The organism is Sorangium sp. So ce426, from assembly GCF_051475585.1.
Taxonomy (GTDB): domain Bacteria; phylum Myxococcota_A; class Polyangia; order Polyangiales; family Polyangiaceae; genus Sorangium; species Sorangium cellulosum_B.
Genome location: NZ_CP150341.1, coordinates 6586813 through 6609225, shown reverse-complemented (window position 1 = coordinate 6609225; position 22413 = coordinate 6586813). Strand labels below are relative to the sequence as shown.

The window sequence follows — 22413 nt, the reverse complement described above, 5'->3', positions numbered from 1 at the left end:
TGCGTGCCCGCTGCCGCGCGCTCCGTTCAACGGGTCGCGCGCCTGCGCACGATCTCGACGGCCGAAGGTCCGGACCTCCCGGGCGGCGGGGTGGACCCCCGGCGGTCGATTTCGCCGACCGGGGTTGAACGTTCCCGGCCCCTCCGGGCACGAAACCGACGCGCCGACCATGAACGCTCTCCTCCACGCCGGGCACGACGGGGTGTGCCTCACGCCGACCCGGGCTCTCCGACGCTTGTTGATGGCAAACGGGCAACGCCGCCGAGCGCGTTCGGGTGTAACGATGATGGCGCAGGGATGGACCGAGATGGAACGGAGCGAGCAGCGGGTTTTCCGGGGACAGAGCCGTCCGGCGACGTCGAGCCCCCGCGCGCCGGGGAGAGGTGGCGACCGATGAAGACCATGGCGCTCCTCATGCCGTTCTTCTTCGCCCGCGGCGCCGAGCGCGCGCAGGACGCGGAGGAGGAGCTCGTCGAGCGGCTGCGGCGCGGGGACGCCGCGGCGGTCGGCGAGGCGTACGACAGGCACTACGGCGCGGTGCGCGGGTTCGCCCGCCGCCTCACCGGCGACGACGCGTCCGCCGAGGACCTGGCCCACGACGTCTTCATCAGCCTGCCGCAGGCCGCGCAGCGGTTCCGCGGCGGCTCGTCGCTCAAGACGTTCCTCATCGCGATCGCGGTCAACCACGCCCGCCACCACCTCCGCGCGGCCGCGCGGCGCCGCGCCGCCATGGAGCGGCTCGCCCTGGAGCCGGACGAGGAGCACGCGTCGAGCCCCGAGCGGGAAGCCGGCCGCGCCGCGCTCGCCCAGGCCCTGAACCGCGCCCTCGACGCGCTGCCGACGGCGCAGCGCGTGGCGTTCGTGCTCTGCGAGGTCGAGGAGCGCAGCGCGCGAGAGGCCTCCGAGATCATGGGCGTGCCCGAGGCCACCGTGCGCACGCGGCTGTTCCACGCCAAGCAGAAGCTCCGGACGCTGCTGGAAGAGAGGGCGCCGTGAAGGAGAAGGACGACGTGCTCCGCGAGGCCGCGCGCGCGCTGCGCGCGGAGGCAGACGCGTCGCGCGCCCGCCGCGACGCGACGCGCGCCCGCGTGATGAGGAGCCTGAAGGCCCAGCGCGCCCGCCGCCTCGCGATGGTCCGCGTGGTGGTCCCGCTGGCCGCGGTGCTCGTCGGATCGGTCGCGTGGGCCTCGGCCGCGCGCTGGTTCCCGGGCGGCTGGGACGACGTCGCGTCGCGGCTCGGGCTGCGCGTCTCCGAGGCGCCCACCATGCCGCCCGCGCCGCCGCCGCAGCGCGCGCTGTCCGGGCCGCAGCGCGCGACCGAGGCGCCCGCGCCGCCCGAGGCCGAGGCCGAGGCGAGCGCGGAGGCGGCCGCGCCGGAGCCGCCGCCGCTGCCTGCGCCGATCGCGGAGCCCCCGATCGCACCCGCGCCGCCGCGCGCGCCGGTGCTGGCGGTCGCGCCGGTCCGGTCGGCCTCGCGCCCGGTCGCGGCCGTCGCGCCGAGCTCCGCGCGCCAGCCGACCGCGCCGCGGCCGGCCGCGGGCGATCCGCAGGCCATCGAGCGCCCGCCGGCCGGCCCCGACGTGGACGCGCTTTATCAGGCGGCGCACCGCGCGCACTTCGTCGAGCGCAACCCGGCGGCCGCGCTCGACGCGTGGAACGCGTACCTGGCCGCCGCCCCGCGCGGCCGCTTCGCGGTGGAGGCCCAGTACAACCGCGCCCTCTGCTTCGTTCGCCTCGGCCGCAAGGACGAGGCGCGGCGGGCGCTCGAGCCGTTCGCGCAGGGCGCCCTCGGCGGCTACCGAAAGGACGAGTCGCGCTCGCTGCTCGAGGCGATGCGCAGCGCGGACGAGTGAACGTCGCGGCGCGTGAACGAACGCGCGGCGAGCGGGCACAGCACGGTCGATGAACGCACCCGCCCTCGCACCTCTCCCCGCGCCGCCGCGGGGCTCACCGCGCCGTGATCGGAAGACGTCCGCGCGCGGCGCGGCCCTCCGCGCGGGCGTCCTCCTTCTGCACGCGCTCGCGGCCGCGGGCGCCCTCGCCGCGGTCACCGCGCCTCCCGCGCCTGCCCTCGCCGAGGAGCCGAGCGCCGCGGGCGTCGATCTCGTCGTCGACGGCGCGCCGTGGACGCTCGATCCCGACGCGGTGCGCGCCGCCATCGGGCGCGAGCTCGGCGCCGACGTCACGCTGGCCCGCGCGGCGACCGCCGGGCGCTCCACGCTGGTCCTCCGCGGCGAGCCCGACGGCCGCGTCACGCTGAGCTACAGCGCCGCGGACGGCCGCCGCATCGAGCGCACCATCGACGTCCCGGAGGATCCCGATCGCGCCGCCGAGGCGATCGCCCTGCTCGCGGGCAACCTCGTCCGGGACGAGGCCGCGGAGCTCGCGGCGGCGCTCGGCAAGCGCTCGCCCGAGGCGCCGGCGGCGGCGCAGCCAGCGCCCGCGGCGCCGCCCGCCGCCGGCAGGCAGGCGCCACCTCCCCGCGCCGCGCGCCCCGCGAAGGCCGCGCGCCCCGCCCCCGCGCCGCCGGAGCCGCCTCCGTGCGCGTCCCCCGGCGCGACGAGCGTCCTCTTCGGCGCCGACGTCCTCCCCCTCGTCGGCTCCTCGACCTCCACCGGCACGAACGTGGTCCGCCGCTACTCGCTGAGCCTCATCGCCGGGTACACGGCGGGCACCACGGGCATCGAGCTCAGCGCGGGCGCCAGCCTCTCCTCGTCGTTCCTGTGCGGGGCGCAGCTCTCGACCGCGGCCAACCTCGTGTTCGGTCCGGCGCGCGGCGTGCAGGTCACGACCGGCGTCAACGTCGTCGGCTCGCTCCGGGGCGCGCAGATCGGCGCGATCAACGCCGCCGGCGGCCAGGTCGCGGGCGCGCAGGTCGGCGTGCTCAACGCCGCCGCCGGTCAGATCGACGGAGCCCAGGTGGGCATGGCCAACCTCGCCGTGGGAGCGTCGATGGATCTTCAGATCGGCGTGGCCAACGTCGCAGTGAGCAAGGCGACCGACGTCCAGATCGGCCTGGCCAACGTCGCCGTGGGCGAGGCGACGGACGTGCAGCTCAGCCTGGTCAACGTCGCGGCCGGCGGGTCGGCCGATCTGCAAGCCGGCCTGACCAACGTGGCCGCTGGCGAGTCGGCGGACGTGCAGATCGGGCTCCTCAACATCGCCACCGGCAAGGTGGGGAGCGCGCAGATCGGCCTCGTCAACTACGCCGACGACTCGCCGTTCTCGCTCGGTTTGTTCAACTTCATCCGCAAGGGCCGCCTGCACGTGGACGTCTGGGGGCTCGAGTCAGGCATCGTGGTGGCCGGCGTCAAGCACGGGAGCGAACACTTCCACAACATCTACGGGATCGGCCTTCGCACGATCGGCAATCGCCCTCTCCTGGTCTCCGCGCTCGGCCTGGGCGGCCGCTTCTCCATCCACCAGCGCGCCTATGTCGATCTCGACGTGCTCGGGTACACGCTCCACGAGCCCTCGACGCTCGAGGCCGCGGCCACGATCGCGCAGGCGCGCGCGCTCCTCGGCTTCCGCCTCTTCCCGGAGCTCGCGATCTTCGGGGGCCCCAGCTTCAACGTCTCGTTCAGCCGCACCCCGAAGGACGCCCAGCTGAGCCCCTACGGCAGCGCCCCCCTCGGCGCCGACGACGCCAGCAGCACCGAGCGCGCCTGGCCCGGCCTCGTGCTCGGCGTCCAGCTGTTCTGATCCCGCCGTCGCGCTCGCCTGCGGGGCGGGTTGACGGATGCGTGAACGAATTTACTTTTCGTTCATCGATTCATGGAGCTCGCCCGAGCGGTTGCTCGCGGCGGTCTACGTGAGCCCAACCGCGCGCTGCGCCGCCCTGACGGGCGGAGGCGCGGCGCGCTGTCCACGCAGTCCACCTGACCTTCGACCGATCCGGCACGGATGGCGCGAGCCGACCGCTGCCACAGGAGTTCGCATGAGCCAGCTTCGCAGCGGCGCCAGCGCGCCTCGTTCCCCCTTTCCCCTGCTCCCGCTCCGCACCGGCGTCCTCTTTCCCGGCACCGTGCTGACGCTCCCGGTGGGGCGCCCCCGCTCGGTGGCGCTGCTCAACGCCGTCCACGCCGGCGACGTGATCGGCGTCATCGCGCAGCGCGATCCGAAGCGCGAGGATCCGCGGCGCGAGGACCTCCACGACATCGGCACGTTCGCGCGGGTCGTCGACATCTCGCGCGTCTCGAACGGCTACCGGCTGGTGCTCGAGGGGCTCGATCGCTTCGCGCTCTCGGCCCTGGTCGAGACGGAGCCGACGTGGCGGGCCGAGGGCACCCTCGCGCCCGAGTTCCTCGGCGAGGCCGAGGAGGCGCGCCTGCTCGCGGCGTCGCTGCGCGAGCGCGCCCGCGAGGTCGGCCCGAAGACGGGGACCAACCTCGCCGAGATCGCCGCCACGAGCCGGGCGGAGCCGGGCGTCTTCGCGGATCAGGTCGCCGGCGCGCTCGGCCTGAGCACCGAGAAGGAGATGGAGGTGCTCTCGGAGCTCCGCGTGGTGCCGCGGCTCCAGCGGGTCGCCGGCCTGCTCGCCGAGGCGTCCGCGCTGGCGGACCTGAAGAAGAAAATCGACGGCGACGTGCGGCGCGAGCTCGGCAAGGGCCAGCGCGAGGTGATCCTCCGCGAGCAGCTCCGGGCGATCCAGAAGGAGCTCGCGGGCGGCGAGGAGGGCGAGGACGAGCTGTCGGCCCTCCGGCGGCGCCTCGACGAGGCCGGGCTCCCCGAGGAGGCGCGCGCCGTCGCCGATCGGGAGCTCCGCCGGCTCGAGTCGGTCGGCCCGCAGAGCGCGGAGCACAACGTGATCCGCACGTACCTCGAGTGGATCGCGGACCTGCCGTGGAGCGCGAGGGCAGAGGTGAAGGACGACCTCGACGCGGTGAAGGCGAAGCTCGACGAGGATCACCGCGGCCTCGACGACGTGAAGCGCCGCATCCTGGAGCACATGGCGGTGCTCAAGCTGACCGGGAAGGCGCGCGCGACGATCCTGTGCTTCGCGGGCCCGCCCGGCGTGGGCAAGACCTCGCTCGGCCAGTCGATCGCCGACGCCACGGGCCGCCCGTTCGTGCGCATCTCGCTCGGCGGCGTGCACGACGAGGCGGAGCTGCGCGGCCACCGGAGGACGTACGTCGGCGCGCTGCCCGGCCGGATCGTGCACGCGCTGAAGAAGGCCAAGGTGAAGAACCCGATCGTGCTCCTCGACGAGGTCGACAAGCTCGGCGCCGGGTGGCGGGGCTCGCCCGAGGCGGCGCTGCTGGAGGTGCTCGATCCGGAGCAGAACCGGACGTTCGTCGACCACTACCTGGAGCTCCCGTTCGATCTGTCGGAGGTCGTCTTCCTCTGCACGGTGAACGATCTCGGCGCGCTCTCGGCGCCGCTGCGGGACCGGCTCGAGGTCATCGAGCTGTCCGGCTACACGCCGGACGAGAAGATCGCGATCGCGCGGTCGCACCTCGTCCCGAAGCAGCTCAAGGAGCACGCGATCGACCCGGGGTCGCTGTCGATCACGGACGAGGCGCTCGCGGCGATCGTGCGCGACTACACGCGCGAGGCCGGGGTGCGGCAGCTCGGCCGCGAGATCAAGAAGCTCTGCCGGGCGGTCGCGCTGGAGATCGCCCGCGCGGCGGACGGCAAGGCGCCGCGCGTGGTGGTCGAGGCGAGCGATCTCGGGACGTACCTTGGCAAGGTCCGGTTCTTCAGCGACGTGGCGGAGCGGACGAGCGTCGCCGGCGTCGCGACCGGGCTCGCCTGGACGCCGGTGGGCGGAGACATCCTGTTCATCGAGACGTCGCGGATGCCGGGGAAGGGGAGGGTCGAGATCACGGGTCAGCTCGGCGACGTGATGAAGGAGTCGGCGAAGGCGGCGCTCACCTACGTGCGCAGCCACGCCATCGAGCTCGGGGTCGACACGGCGAAGCTCGAGGCGGAGGACCTGCACATCCACGTCCCTGCGGGCGGCGTGCCCAAGGACGGGCCGTCCGCGGGCGTGACGATGTTCACGGCGCTGACGTCGCTCCTCTCGGCGCGGCGCGTGCGCTCGGACACGGCGATGACGGGCGAGTGCACGCTGCGCGGGCGGGTGCTGCCGGTCGGCGGGATCAAGTCCAAGGTGCTCGCGGCGCACCGCGCCGGGATCAAGCGGGTCGTCCTGCCGCAGAAGAACGCGCGTGACGCCGAGGAGATCCCGAAGGAGGTGCGGGCCGAGCTGGAGCTCATCTTCGTCGAGGACATGAGCCAGGTGATCGCGGCGGCGCTGGAGGAGGCGCCCATCGATGCCGCGGGCACGGGCGGCGCTGCGGGGGTGGCGGCGGGGGAGCCGGCGGCGGCCGCGTAGCGGAGAGGGGCTGAGCCGAGCCGCCGCGCCGGCGGGGGGCTGTGCGCGGCGGCGCGCGGGTGGGCGCTCGGCCATCCGCCAAGACCGGGGCGGGAGAGCTTGCGCCGAGAACACCGCCCGGCATGTCTCACTTCGGGCCATGCCTTCTGAGACGTTCCGTCGCGCGCCACACAAGGCGCGCCTGGGACGTGGAGCCTCCTGGGACCTTATGGCACCTCGTTCGGTGCTCGCCGCGCCCACCCGCGCGCCGCCGCGCACAGCCCCCCGCCGGCGCTCCCGTTGTCTCGGGGGCATCATTATGTCCGGCGAGACGTCCGCCGAACGCCACGATTTCGACGTAGCGATCGCCTACGACCGAAGATCGCTGACATACAAGGACCACAGCTGGGTGCGGCCGTATCATGCTGCCCGTGCGGTTCGAGCGGGGCTTGTCGTGACGTTCAGGATGCATGACCGCGGCGGGTGGCTCGTCGTCGCAGCCGCGCATTGGCGGTCGAACCTGGGAGATACGGCGGACGCGGACGCGCGGAGGGCGCGCTCCGCCGAGGCACTGCGCGACGCGATCATCGCGAGCGCAGGCCGTCGGCGAAGACGTTCCCGCCCTCATCCTCGGCGACTTCAATGCCGAGCCGCTCGAGAAGCAATTCGACGCGAGCCTTCCAACGGCGCGGTCGCGGGCCGCGGTCCAGCGGCATCGGCCCCGCTCGCCGTCGGATCTCCTTTTTTACAATGCAGCGTGGCGCTGGCTTGGCGAACGCCATGCCTGGGATGGTGAGCAGCAGCCAGCGACGCTCGCCGGTACGTTCTGTTCGAGAGGCGCTGTCGGACAGACCTCCTGGCGGACCTTCGATCAGGTGCTCGTCTCGCCATCGCTGCTTCGAGGCTACGGGTGGTCGCATCCAGCTCCTCGACACGGCGAACCTCTGGTGGACGAGCCGGCGCCGCTCGAACCCACGCCCGCCCACTCCAGGCCCGCCGAGCCCGCGCCTCCCACGCGAGCTCGCCTTCGCCCGTCTCCGCGAAGCGAACGACCGCCCGGTCGATCATGAAGGCCGAGTGCATCGGCAGCCTGTAGAACGTGACCAGCGCAGGGAAGTTCCAGACGACGCGGAAGCTCATCCGCCTTGCTCGCGGGCCAGCTCCTCCAGGGCCCGCGGCAGATCCTCGTGAGCGACGAGGCGCGCACGGCCCGCCGCGATGTCGGCGAGGTCCCGATCGAGCTCGGCGCGCTGCTCCGGCGTGAGCCTCTGCACACGCGCCGCGCGATCGATGGCCGCGAGGATGGGGTCGCTCGGCAAGGAACCGGGCCGGGTAGGCATGGGTTCAGCGTGGATCAGAAGGGGGCAGGGATGCAAGAGCGCACGCCTCTGGCGCGAAGCGCAGGATCTGTGCCCGCCCGGCGGCCGTCCATCCGGCGCCTTGTCTGCCGACGTTCTCGAGGCTTCCCGCCGCCGCTGTCGACAGCGCCCGCCCTAGAACAGCTCCCCGATGCGCCGCAGGAAGCCGCCGCTCGAGAAGAGCGCCCGCATGCCCCGCTTGAACCAGCTGTACGACGACGCCGTGTAGGGGAACCAGGTCGGGTCCTTCGACCCCAGCGCGATGCGGTCGGCGTTGATGTGCTTGACGTCGCACATCTGCCGGAGCCCGTCCTCGCCCATCACCCGGCCGAAGCCGCTCTGCTTGACGCCGCCGAACGGCGCGTCGGGGAGGGCGCCGTTCATGAGCACGTCGTTCACCAGCACGCTGCCGGCCTGCAGGCGCTCGGCGAGCCGGCGCGCGTGATCGGTGTCCTCCGAGAAGACATAGGCGTTGAGGCCGAGGTGCGACTCGTTCGCGAGGCGGATCGCCTCCTCCTCGGTCGCGACCTGCATGAACGGCACGACCGGCCCGAAGATCTCCTCGGTCATCACCGTCATCGCATGATCGCAGCCGGCGATGATCGTCGGCTCGAAGAACTGGCCCTGCCCCGGCGCGCGCTTGCCGCCGGCCTTCACGGTCGCCCCCTTGTCGATAGCGTCCTTGATGTGCCGCTCGGCGACGTCGATCTGCGGCGGGAAGATGATCGCCCCCACGTCGACGAACTCCTTGCCCGGATCACCCTGGTTCAGCCCCTTCGTGATCTCGACGGTGCGATCGAGCAGGCGATCGTGGATCTCGCGGTGCGCATAGACCCGCTCCACCGCGACGCACACCTGCCCCGCGTTCGCGAAGCCGCCGAAGACGATCGCCTGCGCCGTGCGCTCGATGTCCGCGTCCGCGCAGGCGATGAGCGGCGCCTTGCCGCCGAGCTCCATCACGCACGGGATGAGGCGCTCGCCGCAGGCGGCGGCGACCTTCCTCCCGGTGCCGACGCTGCCGGTGAACAGGAGCATCTGGATGCCGCTGTCGATGAGCGCCGCGCCGGTCGGCCCGTAGCCGGTGACGACCTGGAACAGATCCTCGGGCATGCCCGCGCCGTCCCAGATCTCCTTCTGCTTGAGCGCGATGAGCGGCGTCACCTCGCTCGGCTTGAGCACGGCGGCGTTGCCGGCGACGATCGCCGCGAGCACGTCGCGCAGCGCGAGCTGGAACGGGAAGTTCCACGGCGAGATCACGCCGACCACGCCGCGAGGGACGTAGTGGACCCAGCTGCGCCTGTGCTTGAAGAGGTGGAGCTTGATCTCGTGCGGCTCGAGCGCCTTCGGGGCGACCTGCGCGAAGTACGTCGCCATGTCGGCCGCGACCAGGACCTCGTGCAGCAGCGCCTCGTGGCGCGGCTTGCCGCACTCGCGCGAGAGCAGATCGACGATCTCGTCCGTGCGATCGACGATGGCGTCGCGGAAGCGCAGGACACGCTGGCAGCGCTCCTCGACGGGCAACGCGCCCCACGCCTCCTGCGCGCGCCGCGCCCGGGCGACCGCGGCACGCACCTCCTCGGCGCTCGTGTTCGGGGCCTCTCCAAGGAGCTCCCCGGTCGCGGGCGCGTAGCTGCGGATCGCCGCGCCTCCGTGCCCGTTCACGCCAGGACCGCTGCCATTGCCCCCGATCGGGCGTTCGCTCACCACCTGACCCATGTTCGATCCCTCCGCCTGTCGAGCCCGCGTCGCTTGCCGGATGGCCTCCGTGGCTCGCTGCTCGACGCCGGGACCCTACCCTTCCCGAGAAGGTACAGCAAATGAGCATTTGCGCTGTTTCCCGATGAATCCCGACGATTCTCGGCGTGCTCGCGGTCGATCCGGCCCACCGACATCCGCTGTTGCGCTGCGGACAAATGGTGAGCACACCGTGGTTGCGCCAGGGGGGACCGGCGCCGCAGGCCGCGCCGGTGCGCCCGGGTGAGCCTGGTCGGCGTCTCGGGCGGACTCTCGGCATGACGTCGGCGAGTGGAGCCGCTATAGGCGGACCCCGACATGTTGGAACAACGAGAACTCGATCTCATCGCGGCAGTCGAGCATCCGGATCCGCACCACGTGCTCGGCGCGCACGAAGACGAGGACGACCTGGTGGTCCGCGTCTTTCGGCCGGACGCCACCGAGATCGCGGTGGTCCCGGGCGACCCCAGGCTCCGGAGGCAGCCGATGGAGCGCGTCCACCCCGCGGGCCTCTTCGAGGCGCGCTTCCCCGGCGTGTCCTACCCCGCGGACGGACGCTTCCCGTACCAGCTCGAGCTGCGCTTCCCCGACGGCAACTCCTCGGTGGAGCTCGACCCGTACGCGATGCCGCCGACGCTCGGGGACATCGATCGCCACCTCCTGGCCGAGGGGCGGCACTGGGAGCTCTACCGCGTCCTCGGCGCGCACGTGCGCGAGGTGGACGGGGTCTCCGGGACGTCGTTCGCGGTCTGGGCCCCGAACGCGCGGCGGGTGAGCGTCCTCGGCGACTTCAACCACTGGGACGGCCGCCGCCACGCGATGCGCCGGATGGGCGAGGGCTTCTGGGAGATCTTCATCCCGGGCCTGGGCGAGGGCGCGCTCTACAAGTACGAGATCAAGACGCCGGAGGGGCACATCACGGTGAAGACCGATCCCGTCGCCCAGGCGATGGAGCTCCGGCCGGCCACCGCCTCGCGGGTCTACACGAGCCGCTACGCCTTCCAGGACGGCGACTGGATGCAGGAGCGCGGCAAGGTCGACTCCCGCAAGAAGCCGCTCACGATCTACGAGGTCCACGCCGGCTCCTGGCGGCGCGTGCAGGGCGAGGGCCCGCCGTACGAGGGCGGGATGCGCTGGATGACGTACCGCGAGCTCGCCGACCACCTCGTCGAGTACGTGGCCGAGCTCGGCTTCACGCACATCGAGCTCATGCCGGTCATGGAGCACCCCTTCGACGGATCGTGGGGTTACCAGGTGGCGGGCTACTTCGCCCCGACCAGCCGCTTCGGCGATCCCGACGACCTTCGCTACTTCATCGACCGCTGCCACCAGCGGGGGATCGGCGTGATCCTCGACTGGACCCCCGCGCACTTCCCCAAGGACGCGTGGGCGCTCGGGCGGTTCGACGGCACGGCGCTCTACGAGCACCTCGACCCGCGCCTCGGCGAGCACCGCGAGTGGAACACGTACATCTTCAACTACGGCCGCCACGAGGTGCGGAACTTCCTTGTGGCCAACGCGCTCTACTGGCTCGACGAGTTCCACATCGACGGCCTGCGGGTCGACGCGGTCGCCTCGATGCTCTACCTCGACTACGCCGCGCAGGGCGGCGACTGGGTGCCGAACCGGTATGGCGGCCGCGAGAACATCGAGGCCATCGACTTCATCCGCGAGCTGTCGAACCGGGTGCACGAGCGCTGTCCGGGCGCGATCCTCTGCGCGGAGGAGTCCACCGCCTGGCCGTCGGTGACCCACGCGACGTACGTCGGCGGGCTCGGCTTCGACTTCAAGTGGAACATGGGGTGGATGCACGACACGCTCGACTTCTTCAAGCACGAGCCCATCCACCGCGCCTTCCACTACCACCAGCTCACGTTCGGGCTCATCTATGCCTTCTCCGAGAAGTTCCTCCTGCCGCTGAGCCACGACGAGGTCGTGCACCTCAAGCGGGCGCTGCTCTCGAAGATGCCCGGCGACTACTGGCAGATGCTGGCGAACCTGCGCGCGCTCTACGGCTACATGTGGGCTCACCCGGGCAAGAAGCTGCTCTTCATGGGCGGTGAGATCGGCCAGTTCGCCGAGTGGAGCGAGAAGACGGAGCTCGACTGGGGCCTGCTCTCGGTGCCCGAGCACGCGGGGCTCAAGCGGCTCGTGACGGAGCTCAACGCGCTCTACAAGAAGTATCCGGCGATGTACGAGCTCGACGACGAGCACCACGGCTTCCGGTGGATCGACTGCACGGACCACATGCAGACCGTGATCTCGTTCATCCGCTACGGCGACGGCGCGGGAGATCAGATGTCGCCCTCGGGCACGCACGTCGTGTTCATCGGCAATTTCACGCCGGTCCCGCGCCATCCGTACCGGATCGGCGTCCCGCGGCGCGGCGCCTACCTGGAGGTGCTCAACACCGACGCGGTCCAGTACGGCGGCAGCGGCGTGGGCAACCTGGGTCGCGTCGAGGTCGAGGACGTCCCGAGCCACGGGTTCCCGCAATCCATCGTGCTCTCGCTCCCGCCGCTCGGGGTGCTCTGGCTCATCCCCGAGCAGGACGCTCCGGGCTGAGGCCTCCTCCGGCGCGCTGCTAAGCAGGTCCCCCCAGGGCGCCTTCGCTCGTCGGGGCGAGCGCGCTCCGCGCGGGGCGCGCGCGGCGGTTTACTGAGCCTGGGCCTCGTCGGCCGGCGCTGCCTCGCCTCGCCGCGAGCGCCTCGGCAGCCACATGTCCACCGTCGAGACGATCGCCATGGCGCCGAGCGACAGCAGCATCGCCACGCCGGAGATGGGCATCAGCGCCGCGGCGCCGGGCGCGCTCCGGAGGAGCCATGGCGCCGCGATGTGCAGCCCGCTCGTGACGACGGCCGCCGCGACGCCTGCTGTGTGGAGCCATGACGGCAGGCGCGCGAGCAGCCAGAGGTGCGCGAGGATCAGCACGTAGACCGGCACCGAGAAGAGGTGGAAATGCGTCACCTCGAGCAGCTTCCGCTCGGAGATCTGCTCGACGAGGACGCGCGGCGCCTCCGGCGTCCCGGGGAGATCGAGCTCCGGGCCGAGATCGAGCGCGGGCCCCTCGGCCGCGGCGGGCGCCTGGGCCGGGGCAGGCGGCGGCGCGGCGACGGCCGCGCCCGCGTAGTACGCGGCGGCCCCCGCGTCCTGCACCATCGCCCCGTAGAGGCGCCACGACACGAGCAGCCCGATGACCGACGCGAGCGCGAACGCCGAGTAGAGGAGCTTCGCGCCGAGCGAGAGCGACCTCAGCCGACCGGCTGAAGCTGTGAAATCCCTCACAGAGCGCCGCGCTTCAGCGCGAGCTGGAGGACGAGCGCGTCGCGCTTGACGCCGAGCGCCACGGAGCGGGACGAGATGGATGCGCCCGACACGATGTCGATGTCCTTGCCCGCGGTGATCGGGTCGCCCGCCGTCTTGCCGCGGAACTGGGCGCGGAAGCGATCGCCGCGGACCTCGTCGCCGTACGCCTCGCGGTACTCGAGGATCTCGATGCGCTCCACCGCGCCGGCCGTCGAGAACTGCACGGCGAAGTCGATCGGCTCGTGCATCCCCTTCTCTTCGTCCTTGATCGCGTAGCCGTCGATCTTGCCGTCGGACTCCGCGACGTACACCACCCACTCGCGCTTGACCGGCGCGCCCAGCTTCTTGCCGAGCTCCTGCGCCTCCGCGTCGCCGAGGACGACCTTGCGATAACCGACCTTCTTCGAGCTCGCGAAGAAGCTCTTCAGGACAGCAGGGACCGTCCAGTACGTCGCGCCGTGGGCGGGCAGCGCCGCCAGGATGAACGTGAGCGCCGCTGCTGCAGCGAAGTGGGCGGTGCGGAGGTCACGAGAAGGACGCATCAAGCTCCGACGAAGCTGTCATTCGTGAAAGTCAAAGTCAACGGCGTTTGGGCCGCGGATTTGCGGCGCGGGCGTCAGTCGCGTCAGTCGCGCACTTGTACATCCAGGTAGCGCTCGGCGTTCAGCGCCCACGCTTCCGGGCTGCGGCCGGCCTCGACGTGCGCCACCGCGTCGGCCGCGATCGCGGCGCAGTGATCGAGGTTGCAGTGAAGGAAGAGCGCCTGCCGCCCGAAGGGGACCACGCCGAGCGCGGCGGCGCGGCGCATCGCGGCCCGCCAGTCCCGCAGCCAGCCGCGCCGGTAGAGCGGGTACACGCGGGGCACGAAGCGCTGCCGGGCTTCGATCGGCGCCACCCCGCGCGGGGCGATGCCCGCGCGCACGAGCTGGTCGAGCAGCGCCTCGAGCGGCGGGCCCGAGGCGAAATCGCGCCCGCGCCCCCAGGCCCCCTCGGGGATCTCGACGCACAGCACCGTCTCGCCGGGGCGGCGGAGATCGGGCGCGTAGTTCTGCAGCTCGGAGACGCGGCCGAACCAGAAGCGCGGGTCGGGGCAGTAGTACGTCTCCGGGGCGCCGAGCCGCGCGCGCGGGTACGCCAGGTAGACGAGGTAGAGCCCGCGGTGCTCGAGCGGCGTGTCGGGCACGAGATCCGCGAGATCGCCGGCGAACAGGATCGGCGCCGCGCCGGCGCGCGCGCCCGCCACGGCCAGGCCGAGGGTGGTCCCGCACTCGGCCACGACGCCGGCCTCCGCGAGGCGCGCCTCGAGGTACGTGACGAGCGACGAGATGCCCGCCGGCGGGTAGATGAACCGCGCGAGATCCGCCGAGGCGCCGCCGCGACCGCGGGTGAGCCCCTTGAACAGCGCGAGCGGGCTCGTCGTGCTGATCCGCTTCTTCGCGACGGTCTGGGAGAGCTCCGACGGCGGGATGCCCCAGACCTTCTCGGCGTAGGGCCGGTAGAACGACGCGTAGGCCGCCGCGCCGACGCGGTCGCGCACGAACCGCTCGAAGCCGACGTCCTCGCCGGCGAGGGCGCGGTCGTGCTCCCAGCGGGCGAAGGCGGCGCGGCGGCCGCGCTGCGCCACGAACCCGAGGCCCATGGCGGCGCCGGCGCGGAGGCCGAGCGCGCGGAGCATCGAGGGCGCGCTCGGCGGGTAGGGGACGTGGCGGCCGCCGAGCACGAGCACCCCGCGGCGCGGGCGCGAGAGGAACGGGGAGCGCGCGTGCACCTCGCGGAAGAGCGGCTGATCGAGGGCGGCCGGGTGGAGCCGGTGCGAGCCGAGATCACACGGCAGGCCGCGGAACGTCTCGGCGCCCGCGAGCCCGCCGGCCCGCGCCGCGCGCTCGAGGAGGCGCACGCGCCGGCCGGCCCGCGCGAGCAGCAGCGCGGCGTAGAGGCCGGAGATGCCGGCGCCGACCACGAGGCGCTCGGGCCCGGCGTCGTCTGGGCGGAGTGACATGGTGTGCCCGCGTCCGGCGCGCTCAGTACATGAAGCCGAGGCCGAAATTGAGCTGCGTCTGGTCGAACCCGAGGGTGCGGTCGCGCAGCTGGTAGTCGGCCTTCACGACGACCCCCTGGGTCGGCCGGTACGAGGCGCCGAGCGTGAGCTCGCGGACGCCGTACGAGGCGTTGGCCTTGTAGCCCTCGGGCACCGCGGACTGCGTGTCGTACGCCTCGACGCGCGCGAACGGCAGGAGCTCGTGGCCCACGTCGAGCGGGCGGAGCACGTCGAACGCGGCCTCGACATAGCCGCCGCGGATCCGGGAGGCCACGGGGCTCGTGGGATCGATGAAGTTCGGCGCGCCGCTCTCGTTGAACGAGACCATCAGGGCGCGCGCCTCGGGGAGGTGCCACTCGGCGAACAGGACCCGCGTCTCCAGGCCGCTCCTGCGCCAGCGCGCGTCGAGCGACCAGCCGAGGACCGGGACCGACAGATCCACCGGGGTGCCATCGCGAAGGAAGAATTTGCCCTCGCCGTTCGGGCCGGCGTCGCTCGCGTACACCGACGCGCCCGCGACGACCCCGAGCAGCGGCTCGGCCTCGACGCGCGCGACGGCCGCCCATGCGTTGGCGCGGGCGAGCCCGCCGCTCTGCCGCCCGCCGGCGAGGCCGCCCGCGCGGAAGCCGAGCGGATCGAGGCCGGTCATGGCGTAGGCCTCGAAGCGCAGCCAGTCGAGCGGCTGCCCGAACGCGCCGATCCCGATCTCGCGCCACGTCGAGGGGATGACGAGGGTCTCGACCTTGGGCCTGACCACGCCGTGGAACACCGGCGGCTCGTGCCACTGGTTGATGATCCCCATCGGGACGAGCACGAGGCCCGCGCGCAGCCCCAGGGCGCGGCCTGCCGCGTTCCACTCGATGTAGGCCTGCTCCAGCTCCGCGGCGCCCGGGCAGCTCGCGCAGGAGATCGAGTGTTCGACCTCGAGCTCGACGTAGGACCGGATGTCGGCCGTGAACTCGTGCGCCACGAAGAGCACGAGGCGCGGGATGTCGGCGACCCACGCGCGCTCGCCCTCGCGGCCGGTCGTCGTGCCGCGGACATGCACCTCGCCGTAGCCGCCGACGGAGGTGCTGCTGGCGCTCGCCCCGGCGCTGCGGAACCGCTGCTCGGTCAGGCCGCGGACGAGCTCGTGCTCGGGCGCCTCTCCGGCGCCGAGACCGACGGCGGGCTTCCGGGGCTCCGGCGGCGGCGCGGCGTGCTCGGGCGGCAGGTCGAGGACCGGGCCGTCCGGCGCGGGCTGCGCGGCGGGGGCGGGCTGCGTGGCCGGCGCAGGCTGCGTGGCCGGCGCGGGCTGCGCGGCGGCGGCGAAGGGCAGCAGCGCGCCGAGGACGACGCCCGCGGAGCGAGGCCACAAGGACGTGATCGCTTTCATGACGAGGACCGGGAGCCCGGGGGGCGGGAGTCTTCGCGCCCTTGAAAACGGAGGTCAACCTCGTTTTCAGCGAGGGGGCGCGCCGCGCGGCGCGCGCGAGAGCGCGCCGCCTGCCGGAGGTCCGGCGGGCAGCGCCTCGAGCAGCGCGAGATCGCTCCAGAGCGCGTCGACGTAGCGCGAGCGCGGGCGCGCGAAGCGGATCGCGATCGTGTAGCCGCGGCCTGCGAGCGCGTCGCGCGCCTCCCGCGACAGCGCCTCGCTGGTGATGAGCGCGCCGCCCGGCCCGGCCTGCTCGACGCCGCGGACGAGCGCGGCGTCGTCGCGCACGCGCACGGGCAGCCGGCCCGGCGCGCCCTCCTGGATCATCCGGTCGAGGTCGCGCGTGAGCACCGGGCGCTGCTCTGCACGGGCGTCGCGGAGGAAGCGCACGATCGCGGCCGCCGGCGAGGGCGCCTCGTGCTGGCGAGCGAGCGAGATCGCGTCGGCGAGCCATTGCGCCGCCAGGGCCGCGACGAGGGCGAAGGGCGGGGCGCCGCGGAGCGCGCGATGGCGCGGAGCGCCCTCCGCTGCGGGGCGCGCCGCCGAGAGGGCCGCTGCGCCGGCGGCCATGGCGACGAGGAGGAGCGGGACGAGCGGGAGCCAGTGCCGCGGCTTGTAGGCGATGTTTTGCCCGAGGAACGCCCAGAGGAAGTAAGCGAACGCGGAGGCCCAGAGCTCGGGTTGCTCGCGCAGCGCGCGCGCGGCCCGCTCTCGCGACGCGACCCGGAGCGCGCCCGCGGCGAGGAGCGCGACCAGGAGCGGCGCGCCGAGCCAGCGCGCCGCCGGCGCGTCGGGCCACGCTCCGCCGAGCCCGTTGGCCCAGATCCCCCAGATCACGCCGCGGAGGCGATCGAGCGGCGACGAGACGGTGATCGCCGTCCCGCCCCAGCGGGTGAAGTGCCCGAGCCCCTGGACCCACGTCGTCGCGACGAGGTCGCGCGGCGTCGCGATCAGCACGAGCGGCACGAGCCACGCGAGCGCGCCGGCCGCGAGGTCGCGGCCGCGCGCGAGCCACGCGAGGCGGCCGCCCTCGCCGCGGGCGATGACGGCGAGGCAGGCGAGCGCGAACGGGAAGTACGAGAGCCGCACGCCGAGCCCGACGCCGAGCAGCACGAGCGCCCAGGTGCGCGTGCGCGCCGCCGCGGCGGCGGCATCCAGCGGCGCGGCCGGAGCGGCCGCCCGCGCGCCGCGGGGGCGCCGCGCGCGGGCGCACAGCCAGAGCGCCGCGGTCACCGCCGCGGTGCCGGCCATGTCGCTGAGGAGCTTCTCGGACGACAGCCAGAGGAACGGCGAGGCGAGCGCGAGGACCCCGGCGAACACCGCGGCGCGCCGCCCGGCGACCTCGCGCGCGAGCAGGGCGGTGAAGGCGACGGCGGCCGCGCCGGACGCGGCGCTGACGAGGGCGAGCGCCGCGCGCGGCGTCGCGCCGAGCAGCGCGAGCCCCTTCGCCGCCGCGACGAACACGGGGTAGTACGGCGCGTGCGGGCGGAGCGCGGCCACGTCGAACCGCTCCACGCCGAGCGCGAACCGGAGCGCGTCGATGTCCTCGTCGTGATCGATGCGGAAGAGCAGGCGCGAGGCGAGCGCGGCGGCGGTGAGCGCGGCGAGCGCGAGGACATCGCGCCGCTCTTCCCTCACGAGCCCGAGCCGGATCCCGAGCCGGGCGCGTGCGTCGGCGCGCCGCAGTCCGGCTGATCCACGCTGGCCGCCCCGGCGCTCGTTGTGGCGCCCGAGCCGGACCCCGAGCCGGGGAGCGGCGCCGCCGGCGTGTCGCACTGATCGAACAGCTCCTCGCCCGCGTAGTCGAGGCACGCGGTCGCGAGCGACGCGACGACGAACGTGGCGCCCGCCACGACGAACGCGGTGCGAAGCGATGCCCAGGAGCCCAAGCCAGCCACGCAAGCACCGTGCCGCTGCCCCAAATGACTGTCAAGCGCGTGTGTCACCCGGGTTGCGCCTGCGCGGCGGGGCGGAGCGTCGCTCGTTTTTTGCTCCTTCCGGGGCCGCGCGCGTAGGGTCGCGCGCATGGAGTGGCTCGAGTCGATGCACCGCATCCGCGCGCTCAAGCTGGAGCTCGCGCGGATGGATCCGCGGCGGGGAATGCCGATCGCGCCGCCGGCCGGGGCTCCCGAAGAGGCGATCGCCGGCGTCGAGCGGCGCCTCGGGATGGCGTTGCCGCCGAGCTATCGGGCGCTGCTCTCGCGGCACGACGGCTGGCCGCAGCTGTTCGCCGGCGCCAGCCTGCTCGGGGTGCGCGCGCTCGCGCGCGGCTCGTACATGGACGTCGGGCGGATGGTGCTCGAGCACTGCGAGGGCGAGGATGCGCGCGGCGCGGGCGAGCGCGACGGCGCGCCGGCGACCGTGCGCGGCCGCTACGGTGCGCGGAGCGCGCTCGTCCCGTTCGGCATCGACGCGGCGGCCGAGACGGTCTTCGCGTGGGATCCCGAGGCGAGGGCGCCTGATGGCGAGCTCGAGATCATCCTCTGGACGAACGACGTCGGGCTGCGCCTGTCGGGCTTCCCGGAGCTCCTCGACATGGTGAAGGACATGCTCGCCGCGGAGCTCGACGATCGCCGGCAGCGCGCCGCCGCGCAGGTCGCGCAGATCGAGCCCGCGGCGCTCGCGCGCGGCGCGGTCGCGTCGAGGAGCCGCGTGCGCGCGGTGGCGGTCCCGCTCACACCTGCACCTCGCCCGTTCATGCGGAGCGCGCTCACGGGCTGAGCGAGCCTCGCCTCCCGAGCCTGGCCACCGCGATGCCCGCGTGAGGCTGCGTCCAGGGGAGAGGGCGCGCGCTCGTGCGATCGTCACAGGCCGCATTCTTTGCGCGCCTCGCCCGCGGGCTCCGATGAAGACGAGCCGGTTGTTTCCGCGCGCAGCGTGGGACGTGGTGTACTAGGTGGACCATGACGGATGCCCACCAGCAGCAGCGCTACCGGGTCATCGAGCGGCTAGCTTCGGGCGGCATGGCCGAGGTCTTCCTGGCGGAGAGCGCCGGGATCGAGGGGTTCAAGAAGCAGGTCGCGATCAAGCGCGTGCTCCCGCACCTCAGCGAGAAGAAGCGCTTCATCGCGATGTTCCTCGACGAAGCGCGGCTGTCTGCGCACCTCTCGCACTCCAACGTCGCGCAGGTGTTCGACATCGGCGTCGGCGACAACGCGTACTTCATCGTGATGGAGTACGTGGACGGCGCCGATCTGAAGGCGGTCCTCGAGTCGATGCGCAAGGCCGGCCGCACCCTCCCGGTCGAGTCCGCCGTGTTCATCACGGCGAAGCTCTGCGAGGGGCTCACGTACGCCCACGAGCTCAAGGCGGCCGACGGGCATCCGCTCAAGATCGTCCACCGGGACATGTCGCCTCCGAACGTGCTCATCACGAAGTACGGCGAGGTGAAGATCGTCGACTTCGGCCTCGCCAAGGCGACGAGCCAGCTCGAGAAGAGCGAGGCCGGGATCATCAAGGGCAAGTTCAGCTACCTCTCGCCCGAGGCCGCGCAGGGCCAGGAGGTCGATCACCGCACCGACATCTTCGCGCTCGGCGCGATCCTCTGGGAGATGCTCTCCGGCAAGCGGCTCTTCCTCGGCGACACCGACTACCAGACGGTCAAGCTCGTGCAGCAGGCGCAGATCCCGCCGCTCTCCGAGAGCAACAAGGCGGTCCCCCCCGAGCTCGATCGCATCATCGCCCGCTCGCTGGCCCGCGATCCCGCGGAGCGTTATGACTCGGCGCGCGAGCTCGGCCGGGATCTCACGACCTTCCTGTACAGGTTCGGCAGGCCCGTCAGCGCCTACGACATCGCCGAGCACGTCCGCAGCGCCATGGCGCTCCGGAAGCGGGCTCCCACGTCGGACAAGGCGTCGTTCATCGACCGGCTCATCGAGGAGACGCTGCTCGAGTTCACGTCGCTCCCGGACGACAAGGCGGCGCCGAGCACCACGCGCCTGAACGAGCCGCTCAAGATCTCGGCCTTCGAGGACATCGGAAAGTGGGCCGACGAGATCAAGCTCTCGGCGCCGGGGGAGGACGTCATGCGGCGGTCCCTCGCCACCGTGTCGGTCGAGGAGGGCAACCTCGCCGCGCTCGAGGAGACGGGCTTCGGCCTTCCGCTCGCCCCTTCCTCCCGCGTCCCCTCGTCCAGGCCCGTGGGTCCGCTGCTCGCGCCGCCTGTGCCGGCGCATCCGCCGCTCGAGAGGCGAGCCGTGCCGACCCTGGCCTCCCCGCAGCCCGTACCCGAGATGCAGCGCCCTGCGCCGCCGCCCATCGCGCCGCTCATCCCGGCCGCGCCGCTCGTCCCGGCCGCGCCGCGCGACCTGGAGCCGGATCTGGCCCCTCCAGCCAGGACCGGGGGCGGCGCGGTGAAGGCCGTGCTGCTCGTCGCCGCGCTCGCCGCCCTCGCCGCAGGCGCGTGGTTCGGCGGTCTGATCCCGCCCTGACCCGGCGAAGGGAGCGTGCTCCTCGCGGCGCCCACGGCCGAGCCATGGGCGCTGCGTGCTGCGCGGCGGCGAGGTGCCCAGCGCACGAGCGCTCAGCGCACGTCAGCACGCATCAACACGCGACTACGCGCCGCCCCTGCGAGGCGCGCCGCACCGTGATCGGTGTCGTGGCGCGCTCTCTCGCCGGACGTGTTACTCGGTCCCCTCCGCGTCGTCGTCCTCGTCGTCGTCCTGCTCCTCGAGCTCCCTCTCGAGCTTCTCGATCTCCTCTTCCTCCGTGTCGTCCTGGGCAGGAGCGGCGCGCCCTTCCTGGATCGCCTTCTGACGCGCCTTCTCCGCGGCGGCGCGGGCCTGGGCCACCTTCTGCAGGATCGCCGGCTTGGGCGCCATCATCAGCGTCATCGTGCGCTGCTCCATCATGGGGCGCACCTCGACGTTCGCGATCTCCTCGCAGTGCTGGACGATCCAGTCGAGCTGCTCCTGCGCCTTCTCCGGGTGGGTGATCTCGCGGCCGCGGAAGCGCACCGTGAACTTCACCTTGTGGCCTGCGCCGAGGAACCGGTGAGCAGCCCTGGTCTTGAACTCGAGATCGTGGTCGTCCGTCTTGGGACGGAGCTTGATCTCCTTGATCTCCACCACACTCTGCTTGCGCTTCGCCTCGCGGGCCTTCTTCTTCTCGTCGTACTTGTACTTGCCGAAGTCGAGGATCTTGCAGACCGGGGGATCCGCCTTCGGGTTGACCTCGACGAGGTCGAGCCCCTTCTCCTGTGCTCGGCGCAGCGCCTCGTGGGTCTGCATGATGCCGAGCATCTCGCCATCATCACCGATGACGCGGATCTCCGGGACGCGGATGCGCTGGTTGATGCGGATCTGCGGCCCCCGCTGGGCCTGCCGAGGGTCGAAGCGTCTCATCGCCATGTGATATTTCGCTGCCTCCTTGTGTTCTGTGCTCTTGAAAGCGACGGTCCGCCGCTCCGCGACCGAGCCCGGTCGTGGCGTCCATCACCACGACAATGTCGCCTGACTCTGCGCCGCAGGCAACGGCAGCAAGCAGGACGAGCGCCGCAGCGCATCGGCGCTCCGGGCCATGGCGCGCCGGGCTCGACGGGGGTGGGGAAGGGACTGCCGGACGAGAGAGGCCGGCCGGAGCGGCAGGTCACGAACCCGATGCGCTCACGGCGAGCCGGGGGAGCTTCCGCGCTGCGGCTCGCCGGCCGGCGAGCTCCGCGAGCAGCATCGCCCCGAGGACCTCGTCGAGGTCGCGCGACCGGGGGGCGGCCGCGGCGTTCGCCGAAGGGCCATCCGGAGCGCTCGTCCGGACCAGCCCGATCCAGGCCGGGTCGTCGAAGTGGAAGGGGGGGTGAAGGTGAAGAACGACGAGGCGCCCGTTGACGTGGGCGCCGAGGATGGGGCGGTTCTTGGCGATGTCGTCGGCGAGAGCCTTGCGCACCGTGGTGCGGGCCGCCGGGGCGGCCAGGGCTGTCTGATCGAGGGCCATGAAACCTCGCAGGCTAGGTCTCCTGCTGATTTGTAGGCGCGGCCGGTTTCGAACCGGCGACCCCTACCGTGTCAAGGTAGTGCTCTACCACTGAGCTACGCGCCTATGTCCCGCCCGCTCGGCCCGAGGCCGACGAAACGGAGAGCGCCTCCTATCAAGGGGGTGGAAGTCCGTCAAGCGATATGTTTCGTGGGGTCGCTTTTGTCGTGGCGGCCCGGTGCATGTGACCGGTTCCCTGGTGTTCCTGGTGAGGGCTCGGACGGCGGCCGTCCTCGCCCCGCCGCCAGCAGCCGGTTCGCTGAATCGTCGAGCCGTCGAT

At 72.8% G+C, this 22413-nt stretch carries 18 protein-coding genes and 1 tRNA gene; 7 read left to right on the top strand and 12 right to left on the bottom strand.

Annotation, left to right across the window (positions count from 1 at the left end; all coding sequences use genetic code 11):
- Positions 1-393 precede the first annotated feature (393 nt).
- From WMF44_RS24530 to lon, 4 genes are all read left to right on the top strand, one after another.
- A complete protein-coding gene (locus WMF44_RS24530) occupies positions 394-996 on the top strand; it encodes an RNA polymerase sigma factor (RefSeq protein ID WP_437292454.1) in 603 nt (200 codons plus the stop codon).
- A complete protein-coding gene (locus WMF44_RS24525; RefSeq protein ID WP_437292453.1) occupies positions 993-1853 on the top strand; it encodes a tetratricopeptide repeat protein in 861 nt (286 codons plus the stop codon). Before WMF44_RS24530 ends, WMF44_RS24525 begins: the two co-directional genes overlap by 4 nt.
- A 49-nt stretch (positions 1854-1902) precedes the next feature.
- A complete protein-coding gene (locus WMF44_RS24520) occupies positions 1903-3702 on the top strand; it encodes a hypothetical protein (protein ID WP_437292452.1) in 1800 nt (599 codons plus the stop codon).
- 235 nt (positions 3703-3937) lie between these two features.
- Positions 3938-6337 (top strand): endopeptidase La, encoded by a 2400-nt coding sequence (gene lon, locus WMF44_RS24515; protein WP_437301512.1) that lies wholly within the window; start codon positions 3938-3940, stop codon positions 6335-6337.
- A gap of 563 nt (positions 6338-6900) precedes the next feature.
- Here lon and WMF44_RS24510 read toward each other — a convergent pair.
- The 3 genes from WMF44_RS24510 to WMF44_RS24500 form a co-directional block, all read right to left on the bottom strand.
- Entirely contained in the window at positions 6901-7236 is a 336-nt protein-coding gene (locus WMF44_RS24510) for a hypothetical protein (protein WP_437301511.1), read from the bottom strand.
- A 216-nt stretch (positions 7237-7452) separates the two neighbouring features.
- Entirely contained in the window at positions 7453-7656 is a 204-nt protein-coding gene (locus WMF44_RS24505) for a hypothetical protein (RefSeq protein WP_437301510.1), read from the bottom strand.
- 153 nt (positions 7657-7809) lie between these two features.
- Entirely contained in the window at positions 7810-9378 is a 1569-nt protein-coding gene (locus tag WMF44_RS24500) for an aldehyde dehydrogenase family protein (RefSeq protein ID WP_437301509.1), read from the bottom strand.
- A gap of 348 nt (positions 9379-9726) precedes the next feature.
- Between WMF44_RS24500 and glgB the strand changes: the two genes are divergently transcribed.
- A complete protein-coding gene (gene glgB / locus WMF44_RS24495) occupies positions 9727-11973 on the top strand; it encodes a 1,4-alpha-glucan branching protein GlgB (RefSeq protein ID WP_437301508.1) in 2247 nt (748 codons plus the stop codon).
- 90 nt (positions 11974-12063) lie between these two features.
- Here the strand turns inward: glgB and WMF44_RS24490 are convergent, their stop codons facing one another.
- From WMF44_RS24490 to WMF44_RS24465, 6 genes are all read right to left on the bottom strand, one after another.
- Positions 12064-12693: a hypothetical protein gene (locus WMF44_RS24490; protein ID WP_437301507.1), complete on the bottom strand. Its 630-nt coding sequence runs from the start codon at positions 12691-12693 to the stop codon at positions 12064-12066.
- Positions 12690-13256 (bottom strand): FMN-binding protein, encoded by a 567-nt coding sequence (locus tag WMF44_RS24485; protein WP_437301506.1) that lies wholly within the window; start codon positions 13254-13256, stop codon positions 12690-12692. Before WMF44_RS24485 ends, WMF44_RS24490 begins: the two co-directional genes overlap by 4 nt.
- Before the next feature lie 83 nt (positions 13257-13339).
- A complete protein-coding gene (locus tag WMF44_RS24480) occupies positions 13340-14713 on the bottom strand; it encodes a protoporphyrinogen/coproporphyrinogen oxidase (protein WP_437301505.1) in 1374 nt (457 codons plus the stop codon).
- 22 nt (positions 14714-14735) lie between these two features.
- Positions 14736-16127: a hypothetical protein gene (locus WMF44_RS24475; protein ID WP_437301504.1), complete on the bottom strand. Its 1392-nt coding sequence runs from the start codon at positions 16125-16127 to the stop codon at positions 14736-14738.
- 66 nt (positions 16128-16193) lie between these two features.
- Positions 16194-17804 carry a hypothetical protein gene (locus tag WMF44_RS24470; protein ID WP_437301503.1) on the bottom strand — a complete coding sequence of 537 codons (1611 nt, stop codon included), beginning with the start codon at positions 17802-17804 and terminating at the stop codon, positions 16194-16196.
- Complete coding sequence (locus WMF44_RS24465; RefSeq protein ID WP_044965533.1) at positions 17801-18055, bottom strand: hypothetical protein; 255 nt, start codon at positions 18053-18055, stop codon at positions 17801-17803. Before WMF44_RS24465 ends, WMF44_RS24470 begins: the two co-directional genes overlap by 4 nt.
- A gap of 136 nt (positions 18056-18191) precedes the next feature.
- Here WMF44_RS24465 and WMF44_RS24460 point away from each other — a divergent pair, with 136 nt between their 5' ends.
- Together WMF44_RS24460 and WMF44_RS24455 are read left to right on the top strand one after the other, a co-directional pair.
- Positions 18192-18887, top strand: a complete 696-nt coding sequence (locus WMF44_RS24460; protein WP_437301502.1) for an SMI1/KNR4 family protein — start codon at positions 18192-18194, stop codon at positions 18885-18887.
- 182 nt (positions 18888-19069) lie between these two features.
- Positions 19070-20596, top strand: coding sequence for a serine/threonine protein kinase (locus WMF44_RS24455; RefSeq protein WP_437301501.1), 1527 nt, complete (start codon positions 19070-19072; stop codon positions 20594-20596).
- A gap of 192 nt (positions 20597-20788) precedes the next feature.
- Here the strand turns inward: WMF44_RS24455 and infC are convergent, their stop codons facing one another.
- From infC to WMF44_RS24440, 3 genes are all read right to left on the bottom strand, one after another.
- Positions 20789-21508 carry a translation initiation factor IF-3 gene (gene infC / locus WMF44_RS24450; protein ID WP_437301500.1) on the bottom strand — a complete coding sequence of 240 codons (720 nt, stop codon included), beginning with the start codon at positions 21506-21508 and terminating at the stop codon, positions 20789-20791.
- 244 nt (positions 21509-21752) lie between these two features.
- Complete coding sequence (locus tag WMF44_RS24445) at positions 21753-22094, bottom strand: hypothetical protein (protein ID WP_437301499.1); 342 nt, start codon at positions 22092-22094, stop codon at positions 21753-21755.
- Between the two features lie 33 nt (positions 22095-22127).
- Positions 22128-22199 (bottom strand) — tRNA-Val (locus WMF44_RS24440).
- Positions 22200-22413 lie beyond the last annotated feature (214 nt).

Bases quoted from the DNA above. Each gene is read 5' to 3' on its own strand.
- WMF44_RS24530 (WP_437292454.1), top strand. From the start codon at position 394: ATGAAGACCATGGCGCTCCTCATGCCGTTCTTCTTCGCCCGCGGCGCC.
- WMF44_RS24520 (WP_437292452.1), top strand. From the start codon at position 1,903: ATGAACGCACCCGCCCTCGCACCTCTCCCCGCGCCGCCGCGGGGCTCA.
- lon (WP_437301512.1), top strand. From the start codon at position 3,938: ATGAGCCAGCTTCGCAGCGGCGCCAGCGCGCCTCGTTCCCCCTTTCCC.
- WMF44_RS24510 (WP_437301511.1), bottom strand. From the start codon at position 7,236: ATGCGACCACCCGTAGCCTCGAAGCAGCGATGGCGAGACGAGCACCTG.
- WMF44_RS24505 (WP_437301510.1), bottom strand. From the start codon at position 7,656: ATGCCTACCCGGCCCGGTTCCTTGCCGAGCGACCCCATCCTCGCGGCC.
- glgB (WP_437301508.1), top strand. From the start codon at position 9,727: ATGTTGGAACAACGAGAACTCGATCTCATCGCGGCAGTCGAGCATCCG.
- WMF44_RS24485 (WP_437301506.1), bottom strand. From the start codon at position 13,256: ATGCGTCCTTCTCGTGACCTCCGCACCGCCCACTTCGCTGCAGCAGCG.
- WMF44_RS24480 (WP_437301505.1), bottom strand. From the start codon at position 14,713: ATGTCACTCCGCCCAGACGACGCCGGGCCCGAGCGCCTCGTGGTCGGC.
- WMF44_RS24475 (WP_437301504.1), bottom strand. From the start codon at position 16,127: ATGAAAGCGATCACGTCCTTGTGGCCTCGCTCCGCGGGCGTCGTCCTC.
- WMF44_RS24460 (WP_437301502.1), top strand. From the start codon at position 18,192: ATGGAGTGGCTCGAGTCGATGCACCGCATCCGCGCGCTCAAGCTGGAG.
- WMF44_RS24455 (WP_437301501.1), top strand. From the start codon at position 19,070: ATGACGGATGCCCACCAGCAGCAGCGCTACCGGGTCATCGAGCGGCTA.
- infC (WP_437301500.1), bottom strand. From the start codon at position 21,508: ATGAGACGCTTCGACCCTCGGCAGGCCCAGCGGGGGCCGCAGATCCGC.
- WMF44_RS24445 (WP_437301499.1), bottom strand. From the start codon at position 22,094: ATGGCCCTCGATCAGACAGCCCTGGCCGCCCCGGCGGCCCGCACCACG.